The following is a 20,791-nucleotide window of genomic DNA, read 5'->3' on the forward strand; positions in this document are numbered from 1 at the left end:
AAACCGCGCCCAAAAGCAATCTGTGGATGAATCCGAGACTGGGGATAAAGCCAATCCGCAGAAGCGAATTCAGGCCGCTATATCTGCTTCTGCTGGCTCGCCGCGTACTCGTCGGGCCGATTCTTCTTCATCCACAACCGAATCGGCGCGAACAGCACCCACAAGACGCCGTACACCGAGTAGTAGATCGCCAGCGCGAACAGCAGCCCGACTACCCATCCCGGGTAGACGATGATCAAGCAGAACTGCACAAACTGCTTGAGCACCACCGGATATGGGTCGGCCATCGACAGCACGGAGCGCGGGCTCAGCGACTTCAGCATCCGGGCGCCCGCTGAAGTCTCAGGGATCTCAGGCTCTTCGGGTACTTGCGGTTCGAAAGATGTCACAACCAAACCTCTCCAGATGAGCGCGGCTGCCGGCGCGTGTACACACGCCGGCAGCCGCGGAATTCACCGATCAGGGGGTGATCGTCGTCTTCTCGTCGATGGCGTTGGTGGCTTCCATCAGCGGACCTTCCTGGCCGTCCAGCGCATCAGCGTTCAACTGCAGGACGTACAGCCCGTCCTTGCCCGGAATCGCCACCGTCTTCTGCGCGATGATCCGCTTCTTGCCGTCCTTCATGTAGTTGCCGCCGAGCTGAACGGCGTCGAAACCGCTCAGCGTGCTCTTGCCGACGTCCCCGAGCGACTCCCAGCCCGGCAGGTTCTGCAGCTCGCCCGGCGCGAACTCGAGGACCTTCTTCGGGTCGACGTTGCCGGTCAGCTTGGAGACGATCGCAATGATGCTCGGCGGATCGGCCGGGTCCTGCGGAGTGTTGAAGACAACCGCGCCGTACGCCCAGTCGGGCGTTTGCCCCCCGGCATCCGACCAGCCAGCCGGCATCGCCAGGTCGATGTTGGGTGAGCCGGGATCGCCGCGCTTGACCGGCGCCTCGGTGATCTGGTTCTCCTTCAGGTAATCCTGAATCGTCTTGTTCGTGCCGGCAGCCGGTGCCGGGCTCGCCGATGTCTCAGTGCTTTTCGACGCCGATGTCGAGGTGGACGTCGAGGTGGACGTCGAGGTCGACGTGGACGTCTTGGTCTCGGTCTTGCTGTCCGAGCCGCAGCCGACAACCGCGAGACTCAACGAAATGGCAGCCACGCCCGCCGTGGCAACCGCCGTCAATTTGTTCATCGAACGAGTTCTCCTTTTGTTGTGGCGCACTGTTCCCAGCGACCAACCAAATTCGATTGAGCAGCTTAGTGCGATTCACAGCGAATTTGAACGTTTGTGAACGTGCGCCGCAGAAGAGGAGCACCATTGCCGCTAGGTCGCGTAATTTCAATGGCGCAGCGTGGTCGCGGCGGTGGGTCGGGCTAAGCCACCATAGGCGTTGCGCTCGGCGTTGGGGGGACGCCATGGTCGGCTGTCTGCGCGTGCTGCGCCAGGCGTTCCTTGGCGTCGTATGTACGGCCGTTGTCGGAGCCGTCGCACCGCTGACAATCGGCGTTCAGCTGACCACCACCACGGCGTTGATCATGGGCGGCACCGGGCATCCGTTGGTCGGCGAATCACCCGACTTCGTCGGGCAGTTTGTCCGGGGCGCGCTCGACAACTACATCGCGCCCACCGGTCTCGCCAGGGCCGAGGCGACCGATCCTGGGTTTTATCACCTGGTCGCCGTCCATACCCCAGAACAGTTCTGGCCCGTCTTCGGCGCGGACCTGTTCGACACCTCGGTCGCGGCCGGCGTCGGCAATCTGAACAACTGCCTGCAGGGGCGCACATCGTGTCAGGCGCACAGTTTCGATGACGACACCGCGTCATCCTCGGGCTACACGGTGTTCGGGTATTCGCAGAGCGCAAGGATCGCGACCATCGAGAAGCGAAACCTGTTGGCGCAGTACCGCAAACCGGACGGAACGTGGCTCCCGGTTGCCGATTCCAACGGCGTGGACCTGGATGCCTCATTCGTTCTCATCGGCAATCCGAACCGGCCGAACGGTGGGATCATGGAGCGCTTCACCGGACTTCACATTCCTGTTTTAGGGGTGACCTTCGACGGCGCCACACCTACCGACAGTTGCGACGCGGACGGCACGAATTGCCGGTTCCCGACCGCCGACATCGCGTGGCAGTACGACGGGTGGGCGGACTTTCCGCGCCGCCCGCTGAACCTGCTGGCCGATCTCAACGCGCTCGCCGGGATCATCTACGAGCACCCGAACTACACCGTGTCCGTGACCGGCGCGATAAACCAGGGCACCACCGGCGATACCACCTACTATCTGCTGCCTGCCGCGCGTCTTCCGCTCCTGATGCCGCTGGCCCGACTCGGGGTGCCGGCACCGATTCTCGACGTGCTGGACGCGCCGCTGCGGGTGATCGTCGAATGGGGCTACGACCGCGGCGTCAACGCGGGGGACCCGACCTCGGCGACGCTGCTTGACTCCGGCGACCCGCTGACCAAGATCCGTAACCTTCTGACCGCCATCCCGACCGGGCTGGATGACGGCCTGCAGGACGTGGGGTTCGGGCGGCCCCTTGGGACCAAACCGGCCGGGACATTCGGAGTCGGCGTTGCGATGCCGCCAACCGCGACACCGAGCACACCGGCTTCGAGCACACCGGCGCCGGCCACTCGGCGGCCGGCGGTGCGGCCCGATGGCGCGGCAGGGCTGAAACCTCGCTCGCGGTCGGGATTGAGCCACCCGTCGCGCGGGTACGTTGGCGCCCATGGGCAAGTCGATCATCGCAACATCGTTGGCCACAGCCGCAGCGGCCGTGGTCGGTAGCGTCGCCAGCCGAGCCGGTGTCGAGACGTGGTACCCCACGCTGCGCAAGCCGCGCTACGTCCCGCCGAACGTGGTGTTCCCGGTGGCATGGACGTCGCTGTACGCCGACATCGCCGTCACCTCGGCCGCGACGATCGACAAATTGCGCACCGCGGGCGAGGCCGACAAGGCCCGCGCGTACTCCGCCGCGCTGGGCGTCAACCTGGTGCTCAACGCCGGGTGGAGCTGGCTCTTCTTCAAGTCGCACAAGCTGGGCCCGTCGGCGGTTGTCGCGGGCGCGCTGGCCGTCAGCAGTGCTGATCTGGCGCGCCGGGCCGGGGGAGCGTGCCCGAAACTCGGCGCCGCCCTGGCGCCTTACCCGTTGTGGTGCTCGTTCGCGACGCTGATGTCCACCGACATCTGGCGTCTCAACCGCTAGGACGGCAGGTCGGTCCTAACCGCTAGGACGGCAGGTCGGTCCTAACCGCTAGAACGGCATGTCGTGCGGTGCGAAGCGGTCGCTGATGTCGCCGACCAGTGACTCGTCATAGGGGTTGACCGCGATGGGCCCGCCGTCGAGCTTCAACCGATCCATCTCGATCCAGATGACACTGGGGCTCGTGGTCAGCTCGAAGAAGTACATCCGGTTGGTCAGGTCGGTCACCGTTCGGTATTCGGTGTTGTAGACGCCGAAGTCCTTGTACGGCGCACCGAACGGAACCGAGACGTTGCGCATGATCGCCATCACGCTCGCGATGGCCTCACGCTGCGAACCCGGTTTGGGCAGCAGCGCCGAGTAGTAGGCGGCCCGCTGGAAGCGATCGACCGGGTTGACGTTGCCGGGCAGCGGCATCTCGCTGGTGGGGTGCGAAAAGTCTTGCCGGGACAGCAGATCCAACTGCTCGTCGTACGTCGGGTCGTTGGTCATCAAGGTGTACTGGCGCCCGTGATGGATGACCGGGCGGCCCTGCGCGAACTCGATGATCGCCGAATCGCCACCGACATCCTCCAGAGCCAGATGCAGGTTGGCGTCGTGCCCGTGGGCCGAGATCTTCAGCACCTCGATCTCGTCCATCAGCTGCAGTGCTTCGGCCACGGTGGCGGCCTGGTCCAGCAGGTACTGCAACCACAGTCCGGCATGCACCCCGGGCTTCGCCGGGTCGCGCGGGCCGAAGTCGGTCTCTTGCAGGTACAGGCCGTGGCCGGCCAGGCCCGCCTCGTTGACACCGTCCACGGTGCCCAGACCGTAGATCGTGGTCACCAAGCTGGCGTGACGGCTGGTCCACCGCAGCGGATTCGAATCGGTGATGAATCCGGCTGGACTGATGCCGTCGCGCTCGCGCCCGCGGGGAAAGCCGACGATCAACGGTTGGGTCGACTCCGGCCAGTCCATCGTGCGACCGGTGAAAACGGCGACGTCATTGGTGTTCCACAGCACTCGAGTACACATGGCTGCCAGGTTAGCCCGCGAGGCGAGCGCGCCAGGCCAACAATCAGTGGTATCAAGGCCCCGTGCGGCAGCTCCTCGTCTGCTTGATGACGGCGCTCTGGCTGGCCGCATGTGCGGCGCAGCCCAATCCGGCGGCGCCGTCGTCGTCACCGAGCGCACCGCCCAGCGCCGGTCCGCTGAATCCGGCGAACATCAAGCGGATCCGGCCCGCGCTGCCCGCCGGTTACGAGATCGCCGACGTGTCCGGACCGCGCAGCGCAGCGGGGTTGTGGGGCTTTGGATCCGGGTGGACCGCAACGCCCCCGCAATGCGCCGCACTCGCCGACCCGGCCCCCGACGATCCGGGCGCCCGTGGGTACTCGGCGTCGGGGCCGGGCGGGACGGTCTACGTCGTCGTCGCGGTGCCGGCCCAGGGTGTGCCGGACGACGGCCTGATCGGCGACTGCGCGCACTGGACGATGACGTTCGCGCACACCACCGGCGACGTCAGCCTCATTGAAGCGCCGCACATCGACGGCGCCGACACCGTCGCGATGACGGTCAGCACCCGCATGGTCGTCGAGTCCGGGACCGAGACCGACGGCAATGCCGTGACCGCGCAGGCCTACCTCGACGGCCGCGTCGTATTCGTCACCTTGGTCACCGATCCCGGATCCCCGCATCCGCCACTGGATTCGCACTTCGTCGGCGATCTGTTGGTCACGACGGTGTCTGCCCTGCGCGGCTGAACACCCGCGTTCGGTACATTTGGCCACGATGTTGAAACCCGGCGCGGTCATCGCAGTGCTGTGTGCCGGACTCCTGGTCGCGTGTGGTTCGGGCGGATCGGCCCATTCAAAGGCTGACATCGCGAAGGTGACGACGCTGAAGTCCAGCTTCGGTCCCGAATTCACGGTGTCCGAGACGGCCAAGGCGGGGATCGATCCCCAAGTGCTGGCCGGACAGAAGCTGCCCGACGGACTGACCTTCGACCCGCCCGCCTGCGCGAAATTCGCCGCCGGACAACTCGTGCCGACGGGCACCGAGGGCAACATGGCCGCGGTCTCCGCCCAGGGGGAGGGCAACCGGTTCATCGTCATCGCCGTCGAAACCAACGCGCCGCTGCCGGTGACCGAGCCCGGACCCGATTGCCAGAAGGTCACTTTCAACGGCGCCGGGATGCGCGGAGTGGTCGAGATCGTCGACGCACCGAAGATCGACGGCGTCCAGACTCTGGGTGTGCACCGCGTCCTGCAGGCGATGGTCAACAACCAGGTGCGCACCGGCGAGACCTACAACTACTCCGCCCACTTCGACGTCTATCAAGTGATCGTCAGCGCCAACCCGTTGGTGGTGGCCGACAAGCCGATCGTGCCGGTGAACACTGGGCGCGCCCGCGACCTCCTGGTCGCCGGCGTCAACGCCATTCGCAGCTGAGCTCAGCGCACGTCGCGCGGGCGGAACTGGATGCTGATCCGCGGGCCCCGCGGGCGGGCGGTCTTCGGGATCGCATGCTCCCAGGTGCGCTGGCACGACCCGCCCATCACCAGAAGGTCGCCGTGGCGTTGCGGCAACCGCAGCGACGGTCCACCCCCGCGGGGGCGCAGCGCGAACACCCGGGTCGCGCCGAGGCTGACGATGGCGACCATGGTGTCCTCGGAGCGGCTGCGGCCGATGGTGTCGCCATGCCAGGCCACGCTGTCGGTGCCGTCGCGGTACAGGCACAGACCAGCGGTGGTGAAGGGTTCGCCGAGCTCCCCGCCGTAGATGTCGTTGAGGCGGCGGCGCAGTTTGGTGATGACGGGGTGCGGCGGCGGCTCGGTGGTCAGGTCGTGGAAGCTGACCAGTCGCGGGACGTCGAGGACGCGGTCGTACATCTGCCGCCGTTCGGCGCGCCAGGGGGTTTCGTCGACGAGGCCGTCGAACAGCACGTCGGCATCTTCGACCCACGCCGAACGGATGTCGATCCACGCACCGGCGCCGAGTTCGCGGCGCTCACTGTGCTCGAACAGCGCGCTCTGAACCACCACAGACACGCGATCGAGGATATCGCACATCTGTTCGATGGGAAGACATCTACAGCTTCGCCGCTCCGGGTCCGTGGCCGGCGAGCACGTCTTCCGGGTTCGACAGTGCGCAACTGCGCAGGCTCAGGCAGCCGCAGCCGATGCAGTCGGCGAGATTGTCGCGCAACCGCTGCAGGTGCACGATTCGCTCGTCGAGATCCTCGCGCCAGCCCGCGGACAGCCGCGCCCAGTCCCGGCTGGTCGGCACCCGGTCGGTCGGCAGTGTCGCCAGCGCGTCGGCGACCCGGGCCAGCGGTATGCCGAGGCGCTGGGACATCCGGATGAACGCCACCCGGCGCAGGGTGTCGCGGAGGTAGCGCCGCTGGTTCCCCGAGGTTCGGCGGCTGGTGATCAGCCCCTCGCGTTCGTAGAAATGCAGTGCCGAGATCGCCACGCCGGCCCGCTGGGCGAGTTCGCCGGGCGACAGTTCTTGCTCGGTCACACCTCAACGATAGTTGAGGTGGCTGAGCTGTTGTTACGGTGCTACGTGTGACTGCCACCGTGCTGGGCTCCAACTCCGAGGTCGGGACGCTCCGGGTCGTCATTTTGCACCGGCCCGGCGCCGAATTGCAGCGACTGACCCCACGCAACAACGACAAGCTGCTTTTCGACGGACTGCCGTGGGTGTCGCGAGCCCAGGAAGAGCACGATGCGTTCGCCGATCTGCTGCGTTCGCGGGGCGTTGAAGTGCTGCTGATGTCCGATCTGCTGACCGAGGCCCTGGGCAGCGGCGCTGCCCGGATTCACGGCATCGCGGCGGCCGTGGACGCGCGCCGCCTGGGATTGCCACTGGCGCAGGAGCTTTCGGCATATCTGCGCAGCCTGGAACCGGCGGCCCTGGCGCACGTGCTGACAGCGGGCATGACGTTCACCGAACTGCCGTCGGGCGCCAAGACCGACACCTCGCTGGTGCGGCGCATGCATCACGGCGGCGATTTCGTCATCGAGCCGCTGCCGAATCTGCTGTTCACCCGCGACTCGTCGTTCTGGATCGGCCCGCGGGTGGCGATCACCTCACTGGCATTGCCGGCCCGGATGCGCGAAACCTCGCTGACCGACCTGATCTACGCCCACCACCCGCGCTTCCTCGGAGTGCGGCGCGCCTACGAGTCGCACACGGCCCCGGTGGAAGGCGGCGACGTGCTGCTGCTCTCGCCCGGCGTGGTTGCCGTCGGGGTGGGCGAGCGCACCACCCCGGCAGGTGCGGAAGCGCTGGCGCGCAGCCTGTTCGACGACGGGCTGGCGCACACGGTGCTGGCCGTGCCGATCGCTCAGTCGCGGGCCCAGATGCACCTGGACACCGTGTGCACGATGGTCGACGTTGACGCGGTGGTGATGTATCCGGCCATCAGTGATTCGCTCTCGGCCTTCACCATCAAGCGCACCCCCGACGGGGTGCGGATCCTCGACGAGGCGCCGTTCGTGAAGGCCGCCGCCGAGGCGATGGAGATCGAGCAGCTGCGGGTCATCGACACCGGGCTGGATCCGGTGACCGCCGAACGCGAACAATGGGACGACGGCAACAACACGCTCGCGCTTGCGCCCGGCGTCGTGGTCGCCTACGAACGCAACACCGAAACGAATGCGCGGCTGCAGGATTCGGGCATCGAGGTGTTGCCCATCTCGGCATCCGAGCTCGGTACCGGACGCGGCGGACCGCGGTGCATGTCCTGCCCGGTCGCGCGGGATCCGCTGTGACCGACCTGCTGATCGACGGGCGTCTGGTCGTCGGGGGGGCGGGCACGTTCGACACGATCAACCCGGCCACCGAAGAGTCGATCGGGCCGGCCGCCGACGGCGACGCCGCCGATATGGACCGGGCGATCGGGGCGGCACGCCGTGCCTTCGACGACAGCGACTGGTCGCGGGATGTGGCGCTGCGAGTGCACTGCCTGCGCCAGTTGCGCTGCGCGCTGAACGCCGAGATCGAGGAACTGCGCGCGATCACCGTCGCCGAGGTGGGCGCTCCGGTCACTGGTACGTATGCCTCGCACCTGCAGGGCCCGGTCAACGACCTCGCGTTCCCCGCCGACACCGCCGAACACTATTCGTGGACAACCGATCTCGGTGTGGCTTCGCCGATGGGGATCGCGTCCCGGCGGACGCTGGTGCGTGAGCCCTACGGTGTCGTCGGTGCGATCACGCCGTTCAACTTTCCGCACCAGATCAACCTTGCCAAGCTCGGGCCTGCCCTGGCGGCCGGTAACACCGTGGTCCTCAAGCCGGCCCCGGAAACCCCGTGGTGCGCCGCCCACATCGGGCGAATCATCGCCGAGCACACCGACTTTCCACCCGGTGTGGTCAACATCGTGACCTCCAGCGACCCGCGCATCGGCGCGCGACTGAGCGAGGACGCCCGGGTGGACGTGGTGTCGTTCACCGGCTCGACCGCCACCGGCGCGGCGGTGATGGCCGCTGCGGCGCCGACCATCACCAAGGTGTGCCTCGAACTCGGCGGTAAGTCGGCGTTCGTCGTGCTCGATGACGCCGATCTGGTGCGGGCGTCCGGCGCGGCGGCGCTGGCCGTCTCGCGCCACGCCGGCCAGGGCTGCGCATTCACCACCCGCCTGCTGGTGCCGCGGGACCGCTACGACGACGCCGTCGAGGCCGCCGCGGCCGCGATGGCCGGCATACCGGTCGGCGATCCGACCGATCCCGCCACGGTCTGCGGCCCGCTGATCTCGGCGCGTCAGCGTGACCGGGTTCAGGGATATCTGGATTTGGCTGTGGCCGAGGGCGGTTCGTTCGCCTGCGGTGGGGGCGCGCCCGCCGGGCTGAGCCGGGGGTACTTCATCGCGCCGACGGTTGTTCGCGGACTGGACAACTCCGCTCGGGCGGCCAGGGAGGAGATCTTCGGGCCCGTGCTGGTGGTGCTGGCCCACGACGGCGACGACGACGCCGTCCGCATCGCCAACGACTCGCCGTATGGGCTGTCCGCCGCGGTGTGGGGCGCCGACCCGGACCGCGCGGCGCGCGTGGCGGCGCGGTTGCGGACCGGCACGGTCAGCGTCAATGGGGGAGTGTGGTATTCGGCTGACGCTCCGTTCGGCGGCTACAAGCAGTCGGGCAACGGCCGCGAAATGGGGCTGGCCGGCTTCGGGGAATACCTCGAGACCAAGCTGATCGCGAGCGCGGTGCACATATAGTGCGGACAACGTGACCGGCTTGCCCTTCGACCCCGACGCGCTGCGCGCCCGATACGCGCGCGAGCGCGAGGTCCGGCTGCGACCGGACGGGGTCGGCCAGTACGTCGAGGTGGCCGGCGATTTCGCGGGATTCGCCGAAGATCCGTGGTCGGGCGAACCCGCGGCCCGCGAGCCGCTGACCGACGAGGTCGACGTCGCGATCATCGGCGCCGGATTCGGTGGTCTGCTGACCGGGGCGCGGCTGCGTGAACTCGGGGTGCAGCGGATTCGGCTGATCGACAAGGCCGCCGACGTCGGCGGCACCTGGTACTGGAATCGGTACCCCGGCATCGCCTGTGACGTCGAGTCCTACGTCTACATGCCGCTGCTGGAAGAGACCGGCTACCTGCCGACCGAGAAGTACGCCAAGGGCCCCGAGATCTTCGCACACTGCCAGCGCATCGCCGAGCACTACGACCTCTACCGAGATGCCTGCCTGCACACCGAGGTCCGCCAGATTCGCTGGGACGAACACCTGTCCCGGTGGATCGTCGAGACCGACCGCGGCGATGCGATCCGGGCCCGGTTCGTGTCGATGGCCAACGGCTACCTGCAGAAGCCGAAACTTCCCGGCATCCCCGGAATCACGGCGTTCTCCGGGCACACGTTCCACACCAGCCGGTGGGACTACGACTACACCGGCAAAGATCTGGAATTGCTGGCCGACAAGCGAATCGGCATCATCGGCACGGGTGCGACGGCCGTGCAATGCGTGCCGCATCTGGCGCGCGCGGCGGGTCACCTTTCGGTGTTCCAGCGCACGCCGTCATCGGTCGACGTGCGCAACAATCAGCCGACCGATCCGCAGTGGGCGGCGGACCTCACTCCCGGCTGGCAGCGCCGACGCATCGAGAACTTCCAGCAGCTCACCGCAGGCGGCGAGGCCGATGAGGACCTGGTGGCCGACGCCTGGACCAGTATCACCAAGACCCTGCTGGTGATGCGGGACGGCGAGCTTGCCGATTTCGCGAAGATGGAGGAGGTCCGCGCCAGGGTCGACGCCATCGTCACCGATGCGGACACCGCCGAAGCGCTCAAACCGTGGTACGGCTACTTCTGCAAGCGCCCGTGCTTTCACGACGATTACCTGGCAACCTTCAACCGGCCCAACGTGAGTCTGGTCGACACCTACGGACACGGCGTGCAGTGCATCACCGAACGCGGTGTCGTGGTCGAGGGCGTCGAGCACGACATCGACTGCCTGATCTTCGCGACGGGTTTCGAAGTCGGCACCGAGTACGCGCGCCGGACCGGCTTCGAAATCGTCGGCTGCGACGAACTCACGCTGACCGGCAAGTGGCGCGACGGCGTGCGCACGCTGCACGGGCTACTGGTCGCGGGGTTCCCGAATCTGTTCGTCGAAAGCATTGCGCAATCGGGGTTTACGGTGAATTTCCCCTACCTGCTCGATGTCCAGGCTTCCCACGTCGCGTGGATTATCGCCGAGGCCCTGGCCCGCGACGTCACCAGGCTCGAAGCGACCACCGCCGCCGAAGACGGTTGGGTCGACACCGTGGTGGGCAGGTCGGCGGGCACCGCCGACCGCGCTCGGTCCTGCACCCCCGGGTATTACAACCGGGAGGGCCAGGCCAACGCGACGACGCGACAGGGCAGCTTCTTCTACGGCACGCCCACCGAGTACGCCGACACCCTGGCGGCCTGGCGCGACGACGGCACACTCGACGGGCTCGACATCACCAGAGGTGGGCGCTGATGCGCAACCGGTACCTGTCGGGGCGGGTACGGGCGACCCTGCGCCGGCGTCCCGCACCGCGGGTGGCGATCATCGGTGCCGGGTTCGGCGGCCTCGCCGCGGCGGTGGCGTTGCGCCGCATCGGTATCGACGATCTGGTGATCATCGAGCGCTGTGACGGGGTGGGCGGAACCTGGCGGCTGAACACCTATCCCGGTGCGGCGTGCGACATCCAGAGCCACCTCTATTCGTTCTCGTTCGCACCGAATCGAAACTGGAGCCGCACCTACGCCCGGCAGCCCGAGATCCTGGCGTATCTGGAGTCGGTGGCCGAGGACTTCGACCTGACACGGCACCTGCTGACCGGCACCGCCGTGCGGAGTATGCGCTGGAACGCGGGCACCTCGCAGTGGGATCTTGACCTCGAATCGGTCGGCACGGGAGGCGTTTCCGCATACTCCGCCGACGTGGTGGTGAGCGCGGTGGGCTTGTTCGGGGAGCCCAAGCTACCCGATATCGACGGCCTGCCCGACTTCGCCGGTTCGATCATGCACACCTCGCGGTGGGATTCGACCGCCGACCTCACCGGTCGCCGGGTGGCGGTCGTCGGCACCGGAGCCAGTGCCGTGCAGGTCGTTCCGGAAATCGCGAAGGTCGCCGCCGAGGTGACGGTCTTTCAACGCACCCCACCGTGGATGGTGCCCAAGGACGATCGCGCGTTCACCGGTGACCAGCTCGATCGCTTCCGCCGCAGCCCGTGGGCGGCTCGCCGCGAACGCTGGCGGTTGTGGAAGGAACAGCACGACAACACCGCGTTGCGCCTCGACGACCCACTGGTTGCCGGCAAGCAGGGCATTGCGGAAAAGTTCCTGCGCCGCAACGTTGCCGACGACGGGCTGCGCGCGGCGCTGACGCCCGACTACCCGTTCCGCTGTAAGCGGGTGCTGCTCGGCAGCGACTACTACGCCGCATTGCAGCGGGACAACGTCTCGCTGGTGACCGCGCCCATCGACAAGGTCACCGCGGTCGGAGTGTCCACCGCGGGGTCGGTGACCGACGTCGACACCATCGTGCTGGCCACCGGATTCCAGACCAACCACTACCTGTCGGGTATCGAGGTGACCGGCATCGACGGGCAGTCGCTGCATCAGCGGTGGGGTGAGGACCCTAGCGCCTACCTCGGTGTCGCCGTCAGCGGGTTCCCCAATTTCCTGATGCTGTACGGCCCGAACACCAATCAGGGCGGCAATTCGATCGTCTACATTCTGGAGGCCGGGGCCCGGCTGGTTGCCGACGCGGTCAACCGACTCGCCCGCAGGGGCGGAACGCTGGAGGTGCGACCGGAAGCCGAGCGGCGGTTCAACGAGGAGATCTCGGCCGAACTCGAGCAGACGGTATGGACGCAGTGCGGCAGTTACTATCGGTCACCGGCCGGCCGCATCGTCACGCAGTGGCCGTATAACGAGCTCGAATATGCGCGCCGCACCTGGCGCGTGCGGTCCCGCGACTGGATCCACCGGACGAATGGTCACAGTCCCAGTGGCCAGGATCCGATCACCCTGCCGTCTTCCAGGCCGGCGAGCTCCTGAGCCGTCAACCCCAGTGACCCGCCGAGGATTTCGGTGTTGTCCTGCCCCAGTAGCGGAGCGGCAATGTCCACGAAGTGACCGGTGACCGGCGGTCGCGGGTAGGGCAGCGGGCCGCACAGCGGGTGGGTGACGGTTTGGAAGAAGCCCCGGGCCGCCAATGCGGGATTGTCGATCACCTCCGGCGGCTGCACGACCGGCGCGGCCGGTATCCCGGCGGCGAGCAGCGTGGCCACGGCAGCGTCGCGGGGTTGGGTGGTGAACCAGCCGGCGAGGTGGCTGTCGATGTGGTCGGCGGCGGCCCCGCCATATTCGACGCCGAGCGCCCATACCGGTTGGCCAAGAACACCTTTGAGGGCAACCCAATCGTCGTTGTGGCGAATGCTGACCGCGATCCACTGATCCTCACCCGCGCAGGCATAGACGTTCTGGACAGCGAACTCATGGCCGCGGTTCCCCCGACGCGTCAGCAACACCCCGGCGGCGTCGCGCTCGATGACTTGCAGGGCGCTGGCGTTGAGCACCACGTCGATCATTGGCAATTCGACCAGTTGCCCCTGCCCGGTGCGGCGTCGATGGTCCAGCGCCGCGAGGGTGAGGAAGGCGGCGTGCACACCGGCCAGCGGGTCACAGGCGCCCCGCGGTGCGGTGGGAAGCCCGTCGGGATATCCGGTGAGCCAGGCCAGTCCGGCAAGCTGCTCCATCGTCATCGCGAACCCGACCCGGTCGCGCCACGGGCCGTCGAGCCCGAACCCCGGCATGCGGACCTCGATGATCTTGTCGTTGAACGCGCGCAACTCCTCGTAGCTCAGCCCGAAGTTCTCCATCACCCTGGGGGTGAAGTTCTCGACCACCACGTCGGCCTCGGCGACCATGCGGCCGAAAAGTGTTCTGCCCTCTTCGGATCCGAGATCCAGCGTGACGGAGCGCTTGCCGGAGTTCACGCCGTGGAACACCCAGCTGTACTCCCACCACCGTTCGACGTCCTCGCGGAAGCCGCCGGCGAAACGCATCCCGTCCGGGCGCTGCACCGATTCGATCTTCACCACGTCGGCGCCGAGCATGGCCATCAGATGGGTGGCGGTCGGGCCGGCCCAGAACGCGGTCAGGTCGACGATCCGGACGCCGTCCAACGGCAGACCCGCGTGCTGGGGCGGTGAGTCCCGGGTCGGCCAGGCCACCCCGGGGTCGGTGCCGCCAAGGGCGGGCGGCAGCGCCGGTGGCAGCGCGGGCGTGCTGCTCATCCGCCAGGGTGCGCGGGGCGCGCGGAACCCACCGGGATGGTCGAGGAACGACTCTCGTTCGATGAAATGATCCATGCCGGCCAGCGTTTCGCCGTTTCCGATGGACGTCATCGGAATACGGAACAGCGCGGCCAGCTCGACGATCTCCGCGACGGTGTGCGTGGCGAAAAACTCCGCGGTGCGGGCCCGGATGAGATCGCGCTGTTCCCACCGGCCGATTTGGAAGCGCAGCTCGGGGACGTCGGCCAGATCGGGGCACTCGACCATGGCGCAGAAGTCCTGCCACTGCTGTCCGGTGGCCATCGAGATGCCGACATAGCCGTCTTTGGCGCGTTCGACCGACGGTACCTCGGTCGACCTCCCGACGACCTCCAGCAGCATCAATTCCTTGCGCAGCCAGGAGAACACCTGCATCGAGGTGGTCATGGCCTCCAGGACCGACAGGTCGAAGGATCCGCCCCCGCGGTGGGCGGCGAGTGCGAAGAACGCGGCGTAGCTGCCTGCGATGAACTCGCCAAGGTCGCCGCCGACGGCGATCGGCGGGCGCTCGGGCTCGCCGCGTGAGCCGGTCGATCCGCACCACGCCTGCAGCGTGAATTCGGTGGCGGGCATATCGGTCCAAGGGCCCGTCCAGCCGAAGTCCGAGACAGTGATGACCGATGCTGTGCGGCAAGCGAGTTCGTCGCTGCCAAGGCCCATCGCGGCGGCTTCTGCCGGTGTCGCCCCCAGGATCACGACATCGGCCGTATCCAGTAACTCGGGGGGCGCCGGGCCGGTAATACTGCGCTTGCCGCCGGCCAGGAACGAGAAGAACGGGGCGTCACCGGCGGACGGCTGCACCCCGGCAGGCCGGTAGCGCCGGAGCCGGTGCCCGGCGGGTGGTTCGACCATCACCACGTCGGCGCCTGCGTCGCGCAGCAACTTGCCGCAGTATGCGGTGGCGATCCGATCGCCGATTTCGAGCACTCGGATACCCGATAGCGGAGAAGCCATGGGGCTCAGGCGATCCCGAAGTCGATAACGCCGCGGACCAACTCACCGCGCAGCAGGTCGTCGAACGCGGTGTTGATGTCGTCGAGGCGGTAGCGGCGGGTGATCATCTCGTCGAGGCGCAGTTGGCCCGCGGTGTACATGCTGGCCAGCAGCGGGATCTCGGAGCGCGGATTGCACGAGCCGAACACCGTGCCGCACAGGGTCTTGTTCATCAGCACCAGGTCCTGGATGTCCAGCTGAACGGGCAGTCGGCCGGCCGGCGCCATACCGGTCAGCACACAGGTGCCGCCCTTGCGCGTCAGTGCCAGCGCGTCGCGCACGTCGTCGCCGGTGATGTCGGAAGGGGCGACGACCACGCAATCCGCCATCACCCCGCGGGTCAGGTCCCGGACCAGTTCGACGGCGTCGCACGCCCACACCGCGGTGTGCGTCGCACCGAAGTCGGTCGCCGACTTGCGTTTGTTCTCAAGGGGATCGACGGCGACGATCGTCGTCGCGCCGTTGATCCGGGCCCCCTGGATGGCGGCCGTCCCGATCCCGCCGGCACCGATCACGACGACGGTGTCGCCGCCGCGCACGTTGCCGCGGTGGACCGACGAGCCGTAGCCCGTCGGGATCGCGCACGCCAGCAGGGCGGCGGGCACCAGCGGGATGTCCTGGTCGATCTTCACCAGCGAATCGGCTGCCACCACAGTGTGTTCGGCAAAGGCGCCGATCTTGGAGGTGTGGCCCACGTCCTCGCCATCGAGGGTGTGGTGGCGGAAGGTGCCGTCGGTCGGCATGCCGGGGATCAGCACACCGGCACCCTTGTCGCACAAGTACTCCATGCCCGACGCGCACCACCGGCAGTGCCCGCACACCGCGACGAACGAGGTCACCACGTGGTCACCGGCGGCCAGCCCGGTCACCCCAGGGCCGACCTCGACAACCACGCCGGAACCCTCATGGCCCCCGATGGTCGGCGGCCGGGTTCTCGGGCCGCCGGGCGGCGACATGAAGCCGTTGCGGATGTGGTCGTCGGAATGGCAGAGGCCCGCGGCCGCCATCTGGACCAGCACCTCGCCTGCGCGCGGTGGGTCGAGCTCGAACTCCTCGACCGACCAGGTGCCGCCCACTTCGCGGACGATCGCGGCGCGGCTTCTCATGGCCCCGACCTTACGGCCCGGCGATATTCCCAGGTTCGCGGAGAGTGAAACGGGGCGCGCGCCCCGGTTAATCGTGGTTACGTGAACTCCCGTGGCAATCAAACTTGCACTTCAGATCCCGAACTTCTCCTACGGCACCGGCGTTCCGGAAATCTTCCCAACGGTTATCGCGCAGGCACAGGAAGCCGAGGCCGCGGGCTTCGACTCCGTGTTCGTGATGGACCACCTCTATCAACTGCCCGGGCTCGGCGCGCCCGAGGAGCCGATGCTGGAGGCCTATACGGCGCTCGGCGGCTTGGCGACGGCGACCCAGCGGGTGCAGCTGGGCACGCTGGTCACCGGCAACACCTATCGCAACCCGACGCTGCTGGCCAAGGCGATCACCACGCTCGACGTGATCAGCCAGGGCCGGGCCGTCCTCGGCATCGGCACCGGCTGGTTCGAGCTCGAACATGACTCGCTGGGCTACGAATTCGGGACCTTCACCGACCGGTTCAACAAGCTCGACGAGGCGCTGGCGATCATCCTGCCGATGCTGAGCGGCGAGCGGGTCACGGTGGACGGCAAGTACTACCGCACCAACGAGGCGTTCGCGAACCCCCGCTTCCGTGACCACATCACGCTGATGATCGGTGGCAGTGGCGAGAAGAAGACAATTCCGTTGGCGGCCAAGTACTTCGACCACCTCAACATCATCGCCGGTTTCGATGAACTGCCCCGCAAGGTGCAGGTGGTCAAGGACCGCTGCGAGGAAATCGGCCGTGACCCAAGCACCCTCGAGACCAGCGTGCTGGCCATGGCAGTCATCGATGAGAACGTCACCGCCGACACCATTCCGGACGACTTCAAGCAACAGGCTGTGTTCGGCAGCCCCGAACAAGTGGCCGACCAGATCAAAACCAGGGTGCTCGACGCCGGCGTCGACGGTGTGATCCTCAGCCCCATCACCAGTGTGAGCGGCTACCAGCCCGGTGCCATCACCGCGGTCGCCGAGCACCTGAAGCCGCTGCTGGGTCTCGCCTAACGCCAGCTGGGCAGCCAGATCTCCATGTTCCATGTCGACTGCGAGATCGGGACGCCGGTCAGCACCGGATACAGCCAGGCGAAATTGGTGATCACCAGCGCGACATAACAACTCACCACGATCAGCCCGAGCGTTCGTCGTTCGGCATTCTGGTGGGGCGAGTGCAGGATGTCGCCGAGGATCAGCGCGATCGCCATGATCAGGAACGGCGCCATCGGCACGGCGTAGAAGAAGTACATCTGCCGGTCGATGTCGCCGAACCAGGGCAGGAATCCCGCGCCGTAGCCGGTGAGTACGACCGCGTAGCGCCAGTCGCGGCGGACGAACGCCCGCCACAGCGCATAGATCAACACCGGCACCGCCAGCCACCACATCGCGGGTGTGCCGACCAGCATCACGGCTTTCACACAGGAGACCGACCCGCAGCCGGCCACGTTCTGGTTGTCGATGGCGTACAGCACCGGCCGCAGCGACATCGGCCACGTCCACGGCTTGGACTCCCACGGATGGTGGTTGCCCGCGGAGTTCGTCAGCGTCGAATGAAAGTGATACGCCTTGTAGGTGTAGTGCCACAGCGACCGGATCGCGTCCGGCGGCTGATACCACTGGCGCTCGCCGATCGACTGCCCGACCTCGTAGCGGTTGACCGCCGTCTCCGAGGAGAACCACGGCCCGTACGCGGCCAGATACACCGCGAACGGGATCAGTCCGAAGACGTAGGCGGTCGGCCCCAGGTCGCGCCGGATCGCCCCGAACCACGGCCGGGGCACCCGGTAGGCCCGCCGCGCGGCGATGTCGAACGCCAGCGACATCGCGCCGAAGAACACGATGTAGTACAGCCCCGACCACTTCGTCGCGAATGCGAGTCCGAGCAGCACGCCGGCGCCGAAGCGCCACCACCGCACGCCCAGCCGTGGACCCCACGGTGTCTCGGCGATGCGGCCCTCCAGCAGGGCGTTGTGCATTCGCTCGCGCATCTGATCGCGGTCGACGATCAAGGCGCCGAACGCCGCTACCGCGAACAGCGTCAGGAAGCTGTCCAGCAGCGCGGTGCGTGCGGCCACGAAACTCACGCCGTCGGCGATCAGAAGCAGCCCGGCGATCGCGCCGACCAGAGTGGACCGGCTGATCCGGCGCACGATGCGCACCACCAGCAGGACCAGCACCACGCCGAACATCGCGCTGGTGAACCGCCAGCCCACGCCGTTGTAGCCGAACAGCGCCTCCCCGAACGCGATCAGCTGCTTGCCCATCGGCGGGTGTACCACCAGCCCGAAGCCGGGGTTGTCCTCGACTCCGTAGTTGTGCAGCACCTGCCAGGCCTGTGGCGCGTAGTGCTTCTCGTCGAAGATCGGGGTGCCGGCGTCGGTGGGCGAGCCGAGGTTCATCAGCCTCGTCAACGCCGCCAGCGCGGTGATGATGGCGGTGGCCACCCAGCCCTCGATGCGATCGAACGGGCCGAAGTCGGCGACCGGCACCAGCGGGCCGGGGCTGATGACGGGCGCGTGCCGCTCATGCGCGTCGAGGTCATCGGCGGTGGTGGTCATCGCCTGCGATCGTAAGCTGTCGGCGTGCCAATCCCCGAGTCGCTGCGCTCCGGCCCGCCGGAGCCTGCCGGGAGACTGCTGCTCGGCGCCACGCCGTTGGGGCAACCGGGTGACGCGTCGAAACGGCTGGTCGACGCCCTGGCCACGGTCGATGTCGTGGCCGCGGAGGACACCCGGCGGGTGCGCACCCTGGCCCAAGCGCTGGGCGTTCGGATCGGCGGGCGAGTGGTCAGCCTGTTCGATCAGAACGAAGCCTCCCGGGTGCCCGCGCTCATCGACGACATCAAGGCCGGTGCCACCGTGCTGGTGGTCAGCGATGCCGGGATGCCGCTGATCAACGATCCCGGCTATCGCATGGTGACGGCCTGCATCGAAGAGGGCCTGCCGGTGTCGTGCCTGCCCGGTCCGTCCGCGGTGACCACCGCGCTCGCGGTCTCCGGGCTGGCGTCGGACCGGTTCTGTTTCGAGGGGTTCGCGCCGCGCAAGCAGTCCGCACGCCGGAGCTGGCTGGCTGGCTTGGCCGCCGAGAGGCGCACCTGTGTGTTCTTCGAATCGCCCCGGCGGCTGGCCGACTGCCTGCGCGACGCCGTCGACGAACTCGGCGGGGAGCGCCGCGCGGTGGTCTGCCGGGAACTGACGAAGGTGCACGAGGAGATCGTGCGCGGCTCGCTGGCCGAGCTGGCGCAGTGGGCCGACGAGAAGGTGCTCGGTGAGATCACCGTGGTGCTGGCCGGTGCGGTGCCGACCACGGATCTGCCGACGCTGGTCGCCGAGGTCGGCGCGCTCGTGGCCGACGGGATGCGGGTCAAGGACGCCTGCGGCCACGTCGTCGAGGCCCATCCGGGCGCACCGTCGCGGCGGGAGCTCTACGAGGCAGTGCTGCGCTCTCGGGAGTCGTGAATCACCGGTGCTGCCTTATGCAGGCATTCCTGCCATTCGGCTTTCGCGTCCGAGTCGGCAGTGATCCCGCCGCCGACGCCGAGCACCGCGCCACCGTCGGCGTCGAACTCGACGGTGCGGATCGCCACGTTCAGCTCGGTGCCTGCTATTGGCGACGCCATGCCGACGGTGCCGCAGTACACCCCGCGCCGCCGCGGCTCCCATTGTGAAAGCAGTTGACGGGCACGGCCTTTCGGTGTTCCCGTCACCGAAGCGGGCGGGAAGGTCGCGGCCAGAAGCTCTGCGTTGGGGACTTCGCGGCGCACTGCGGCGGCCACCGTCGACACCAGGTGCCACACGCCCGGTGCGGCCCGGACCGTCAGCAGTTCGGGCACGGTCACCGTTCCGGTGTCGGCGACCCGGCCCAGGTCATTGCGCACCAGGTCGACGATCATGATGTTCTCGGCCACGTCCTTGGCCGACGCCAGCAGCTCGGCGGGTGGGCGGTGCAGCGGCAGCGTGCCCTTGATCGGGCTGGACGTCACGTGGTCGCCGACCCGGCGGATGAACAGCTCCGGTGACAGCGAGGCCACCGCACCCCAATCGCCGGCCAGGTAGGCCGCTCGCGCCGGCATGGTCCGGGTCACTGCGTCGGCGAAGAACTCCAGCGACGAGCCGCGCAGTGTGCCGGTGAATTGCGTGCATACGCAGGCTTGGTAGACCTCGCCGGCGCCGATCGCAGCAAGGGCTGCCGCCACCCCGTCTTGGTGGCGCGCGAAATCGGGCTCTTCCCAGTCGATTTCGTAGGTACCGCGGGGCCAGAGAGAAGACAATGGCGGAGCGGACAATGCGTCGGCCACCCACGCCGCAATCGGTGCGCCGGAAAGGCTTTCGTGCCACCAGCAACCGTCGCGGTCGAGGCGCAGCACAGTGTCGGTCCAGCCGCCGGCCGCTTCGGGGATCCGCGGCGGCGCGCCGTCGGCAGCGGCATCGGGGTAGGACAGAAAGCCGATCCAGCCGCCGCCGATCGCCTCACCGCGATCGCCGGGCGGCACGGCGAACACCTCGGCGGGGGTGATCGCCCGCACCGGCACGGTGGGGGCGATCACCGCCGCTGAGCCAAACCAGTCGCCGACCAGTGCGGCCGGAGGCGGCAGCCGGCGCGGTGCGGCGGCGCCGGCTACGGCGCGCAGCACCGCGGCGGCGGTGCCGAGGTCGCCGAGCCGGTCGATGCGCATCGCCCT

General features: G+C 67.9%; 19 protein-coding genes. 10 read left to right on the plus strand and 9 right to left on the minus strand.

Annotated features, from left to right (window positions below; all coding sequences use genetic code 11):
- Positions 1 to 77: 77 nt before the first annotated feature.
- Together SLQ31_RS06210 and SLQ31_RS06215 are read right to left on the minus strand one after the other, a co-directional pair.
- Positions 78 to 389 carry a hypothetical protein gene (locus SLQ31_RS06210; RefSeq protein WP_319430578.1) on the minus strand — a complete coding sequence of 104 codons (312 nt, stop codon included), beginning with the start codon at positions 387 to 389 and terminating at the stop codon, positions 78 to 80.
- A 70-nt stretch (positions 390 to 459) separates the two neighbouring features.
- Complete coding sequence (locus SLQ31_RS06215; RefSeq protein WP_319430580.1) at positions 460 to 1,176, minus strand: LpqN/LpqT family lipoprotein; 717 nt, start codon at positions 1,174 to 1,176, stop codon at positions 460 to 462.
- Positions 1,177 to 1,400: 224 nt separating this feature from the next.
- Between SLQ31_RS06215 and SLQ31_RS06220 the strand changes: the two genes are divergently transcribed.
- Together SLQ31_RS06220 and SLQ31_RS06225 are read left to right on the plus strand one after the other, a co-directional pair.
- A complete protein-coding gene (locus SLQ31_RS06220) occupies positions 1,401 to 2,777 on the plus strand; it encodes a PE-PPE domain-containing protein (protein ID WP_319430582.1) in 1,377 nt (458 codons plus the stop codon).
- The gene (locus tag SLQ31_RS06225) at positions 2,719 to 3,195 is read left to right on the plus strand and encodes a TspO/MBR family protein (protein ID WP_319430584.1); all 477 of its coding nucleotides are present in this window, start codon (positions 2,719 to 2,721) and stop codon (positions 3,193 to 3,195) included. Before SLQ31_RS06220 ends, SLQ31_RS06225 begins: the two co-directional genes overlap by 59 nt.
- Positions 3,196 to 3,243: 48 nt before the next feature.
- Here the strand turns inward: SLQ31_RS06225 and SLQ31_RS06230 are convergent, their stop codons facing one another.
- Entirely contained in the window at positions 3,244 to 4,206 is a 963-nt protein-coding gene (locus SLQ31_RS06230; RefSeq protein WP_319430586.1) for a linear amide C-N hydrolase, read from the minus strand.
- Between the two features lie 62 nt (positions 4,207 to 4,268).
- Between SLQ31_RS06230 and SLQ31_RS06235 the strand changes: the two genes are divergently transcribed.
- Complete coding sequence (locus SLQ31_RS06235; RefSeq protein ID WP_319430587.1) at positions 4,269 to 4,934, plus strand: DUF5642 family protein; 666 nt, start codon at positions 4,269 to 4,271, stop codon at positions 4,932 to 4,934.
- Between the two features lie 28 nt (positions 4,935 to 4,962).
- Positions 4,963 to 5,622 (plus strand): DUF5642 family protein, encoded by a 660-nt coding sequence (locus SLQ31_RS06240; RefSeq protein WP_319430589.1) that lies wholly within the window; start codon positions 4,963 to 4,965, stop codon positions 5,620 to 5,622.
- A gap of 2 nt (positions 5,623 to 5,624) precedes the next feature.
- Here the strand turns inward: SLQ31_RS06240 and SLQ31_RS06245 are convergent, their stop codons facing one another.
- Together SLQ31_RS06245 and soxR are read right to left on the minus strand one after the other, a co-directional pair.
- On the minus strand, positions 5,625 to 6,221 hold the full coding sequence (locus SLQ31_RS06245) for an alpha-ketoglutarate-dependent dioxygenase AlkB (protein ID WP_319430591.1): 597 nt from the start codon (positions 6,219 to 6,221) through the stop codon (positions 5,625 to 5,627).
- Between the two features lie 40 nt (positions 6,222 to 6,261).
- Positions 6,262 to 6,693 carry a redox-sensitive transcriptional activator SoxR gene (gene soxR / locus SLQ31_RS06250; RefSeq protein WP_319430593.1) on the minus strand — a complete coding sequence of 144 codons (432 nt, stop codon included), beginning with the start codon at positions 6,691 to 6,693 and terminating at the stop codon, positions 6,262 to 6,264.
- Between the two features lie 59 nt (positions 6,694 to 6,752).
- On the opposite strand from soxR, the gene arcA reads away from it, so the two are divergent.
- The 4 genes from arcA to SLQ31_RS06270 are packed head-to-tail and all read left to right on the plus strand — an operon-like array spanning position 6,753 to position 12,718.
- Positions 6,753 to 7,949, plus strand: a complete 1,197-nt coding sequence (arcA, locus tag SLQ31_RS06255; protein WP_319432879.1) for an arginine deiminase — start codon at positions 6,753 to 6,755, stop codon at positions 7,947 to 7,949.
- Positions 7,946 to 9,397, plus strand: a complete 1,452-nt coding sequence (locus tag SLQ31_RS06260; protein WP_319430595.1) for an aldehyde dehydrogenase — start codon at positions 7,946 to 7,948, stop codon at positions 9,395 to 9,397. Before arcA ends, SLQ31_RS06260 begins: the two co-directional genes overlap by 4 nt.
- 10 nt (positions 9,398 to 9,407) lie before the next feature.
- Positions 9,408 to 11,150: an NAD(P)/FAD-dependent oxidoreductase gene (locus SLQ31_RS06265; RefSeq protein WP_319430597.1), complete on the plus strand. Its 1,743-nt coding sequence runs from the start codon at positions 9,408 to 9,410 to the stop codon at positions 11,148 to 11,150.
- Entirely contained in the window at positions 11,150 to 12,718 is a 1,569-nt protein-coding gene (locus tag SLQ31_RS06270; RefSeq protein WP_319430599.1) for an NAD(P)/FAD-dependent oxidoreductase, read from the plus strand. Before SLQ31_RS06265 ends, SLQ31_RS06270 begins: the two co-directional genes overlap by 1 nt.
- Here the strand turns inward: SLQ31_RS06270 and SLQ31_RS06275 are convergent.
- Together SLQ31_RS06275 and SLQ31_RS06280 are read right to left on the minus strand one after the other, a co-directional pair.
- On the minus strand, positions 12,658 to 14,952 hold the full coding sequence (locus SLQ31_RS06275; protein WP_319430600.1) for a CoA transferase: 2,295 nt from the start codon (positions 14,950 to 14,952) through the stop codon (positions 12,658 to 12,660). The genes SLQ31_RS06270 and SLQ31_RS06275 overlap by 61 nt on opposite strands.
- A 5-nt stretch (positions 14,953 to 14,957) precedes the next feature.
- Positions 14,958 to 16,097, minus strand: coding sequence for a Zn-dependent alcohol dehydrogenase (locus SLQ31_RS06280; protein ID WP_319430602.1), 1,140 nt, complete (start codon positions 16,095 to 16,097; stop codon positions 14,958 to 14,960).
- 91 nt (positions 16,098 to 16,188) lie between these two features.
- Between SLQ31_RS06280 and SLQ31_RS06285 the strand changes: the two genes are divergently transcribed.
- Positions 16,189 to 17,121, plus strand: coding sequence for an LLM class F420-dependent oxidoreductase (locus tag SLQ31_RS06285; protein ID WP_319430604.1), 933 nt, complete (start codon positions 16,189 to 16,191; stop codon positions 17,119 to 17,121).
- Here SLQ31_RS06285 and SLQ31_RS06290 read toward each other — a convergent pair.
- Entirely contained in the window at positions 17,118 to 18,668 is a 1,551-nt protein-coding gene (locus tag SLQ31_RS06290) for a dolichyl-phosphate-mannose--protein mannosyltransferase (protein WP_319430606.1), read from the minus strand. The two genes, SLQ31_RS06285 and SLQ31_RS06290, sit on opposite strands and share 4 nt — an antisense overlap.
- A 24-nt stretch (positions 18,669 to 18,692) precedes the next feature.
- Between SLQ31_RS06290 and rsmI the strand changes: the two genes are divergently transcribed.
- Entirely contained in the window at positions 18,693 to 19,568 is an 876-nt protein-coding gene (rsmI, locus tag SLQ31_RS06295) for a 16S rRNA (cytidine(1402)-2'-O)-methyltransferase (protein ID WP_319430608.1), read from the plus strand.
- Here rsmI and SLQ31_RS06300 read toward each other — a convergent pair.
- Entirely contained in the window at positions 19,535 to 20,785 is a 1,251-nt protein-coding gene (locus SLQ31_RS06300) for an aminodeoxychorismate synthase component I (protein ID WP_319430609.1), read from the minus strand. The genes rsmI and SLQ31_RS06300 overlap by 34 nt on opposite strands.
- Positions 20,786 to 20,791 lie beyond the last annotated feature (6 nt).

This window comes from Mycobacterium sp. RTGN5, assembly GCF_033804465.1.
Taxonomy (GTDB): Bacteria; Actinomycetota; Actinomycetes; order Mycobacteriales; family Mycobacteriaceae; genus Mycobacterium.

Excerpts from the sequence above, each read along its gene's own strand:
- SLQ31_RS06300 (WP_319430609.1), bottom strand. The coding sequence starts at position 20,785 with ATGCGCATCGACCGGCTCGGCGACCTCGGCACCGCCGCCGCGGTGCTG.
- SLQ31_RS06215 (WP_319430580.1), bottom strand. The coding sequence starts at position 1,176 with ATGAACAAATTGACGGCGGTTGCCACGGCGGGCGTGGCTGCCATTTCG.
- SLQ31_RS06220 (WP_319430582.1), top strand. The coding sequence starts at position 1,401 with ATGGTCGGCTGTCTGCGCGTGCTGCGCCAGGCGTTCCTTGGCGTCGTA.
- SLQ31_RS06240 (WP_319430589.1), top strand. The coding sequence starts at position 4,963 with ATGTTGAAACCCGGCGCGGTCATCGCAGTGCTGTGTGCCGGACTCCTG.
- SLQ31_RS06290 (WP_319430606.1), bottom strand. The coding sequence starts at position 18,668 with ATGACCACCACCGCCGATGACCTCGACGCGCATGAGCGGCACGCGCCC.
- SLQ31_RS06230 (WP_319430586.1), bottom strand. The coding sequence starts at position 4,206 with ATGTGTACTCGAGTGCTGTGGAACACCAATGACGTCGCCGTTTTCACC.
- SLQ31_RS06280 (WP_319430602.1), bottom strand. The coding sequence starts at position 16,097 with ATGAGAAGCCGCGCCGCGATCGTCCGCGAAGTGGGCGGCACCTGGTCG.
- SLQ31_RS06270 (WP_319430599.1), top strand. The coding sequence starts at position 11,150 with ATGCGCAACCGGTACCTGTCGGGGCGGGTACGGGCGACCCTGCGCCGG.
- SLQ31_RS06225 (WP_319430584.1), top strand. The coding sequence starts at position 2,719 with ATGGGCAAGTCGATCATCGCAACATCGTTGGCCACAGCCGCAGCGGCC.
- SLQ31_RS06275 (WP_319430600.1), bottom strand. The coding sequence starts at position 14,952 with ATGGCTTCTCCGCTATCGGGTATCCGAGTGCTCGAAATCGGCGATCGG.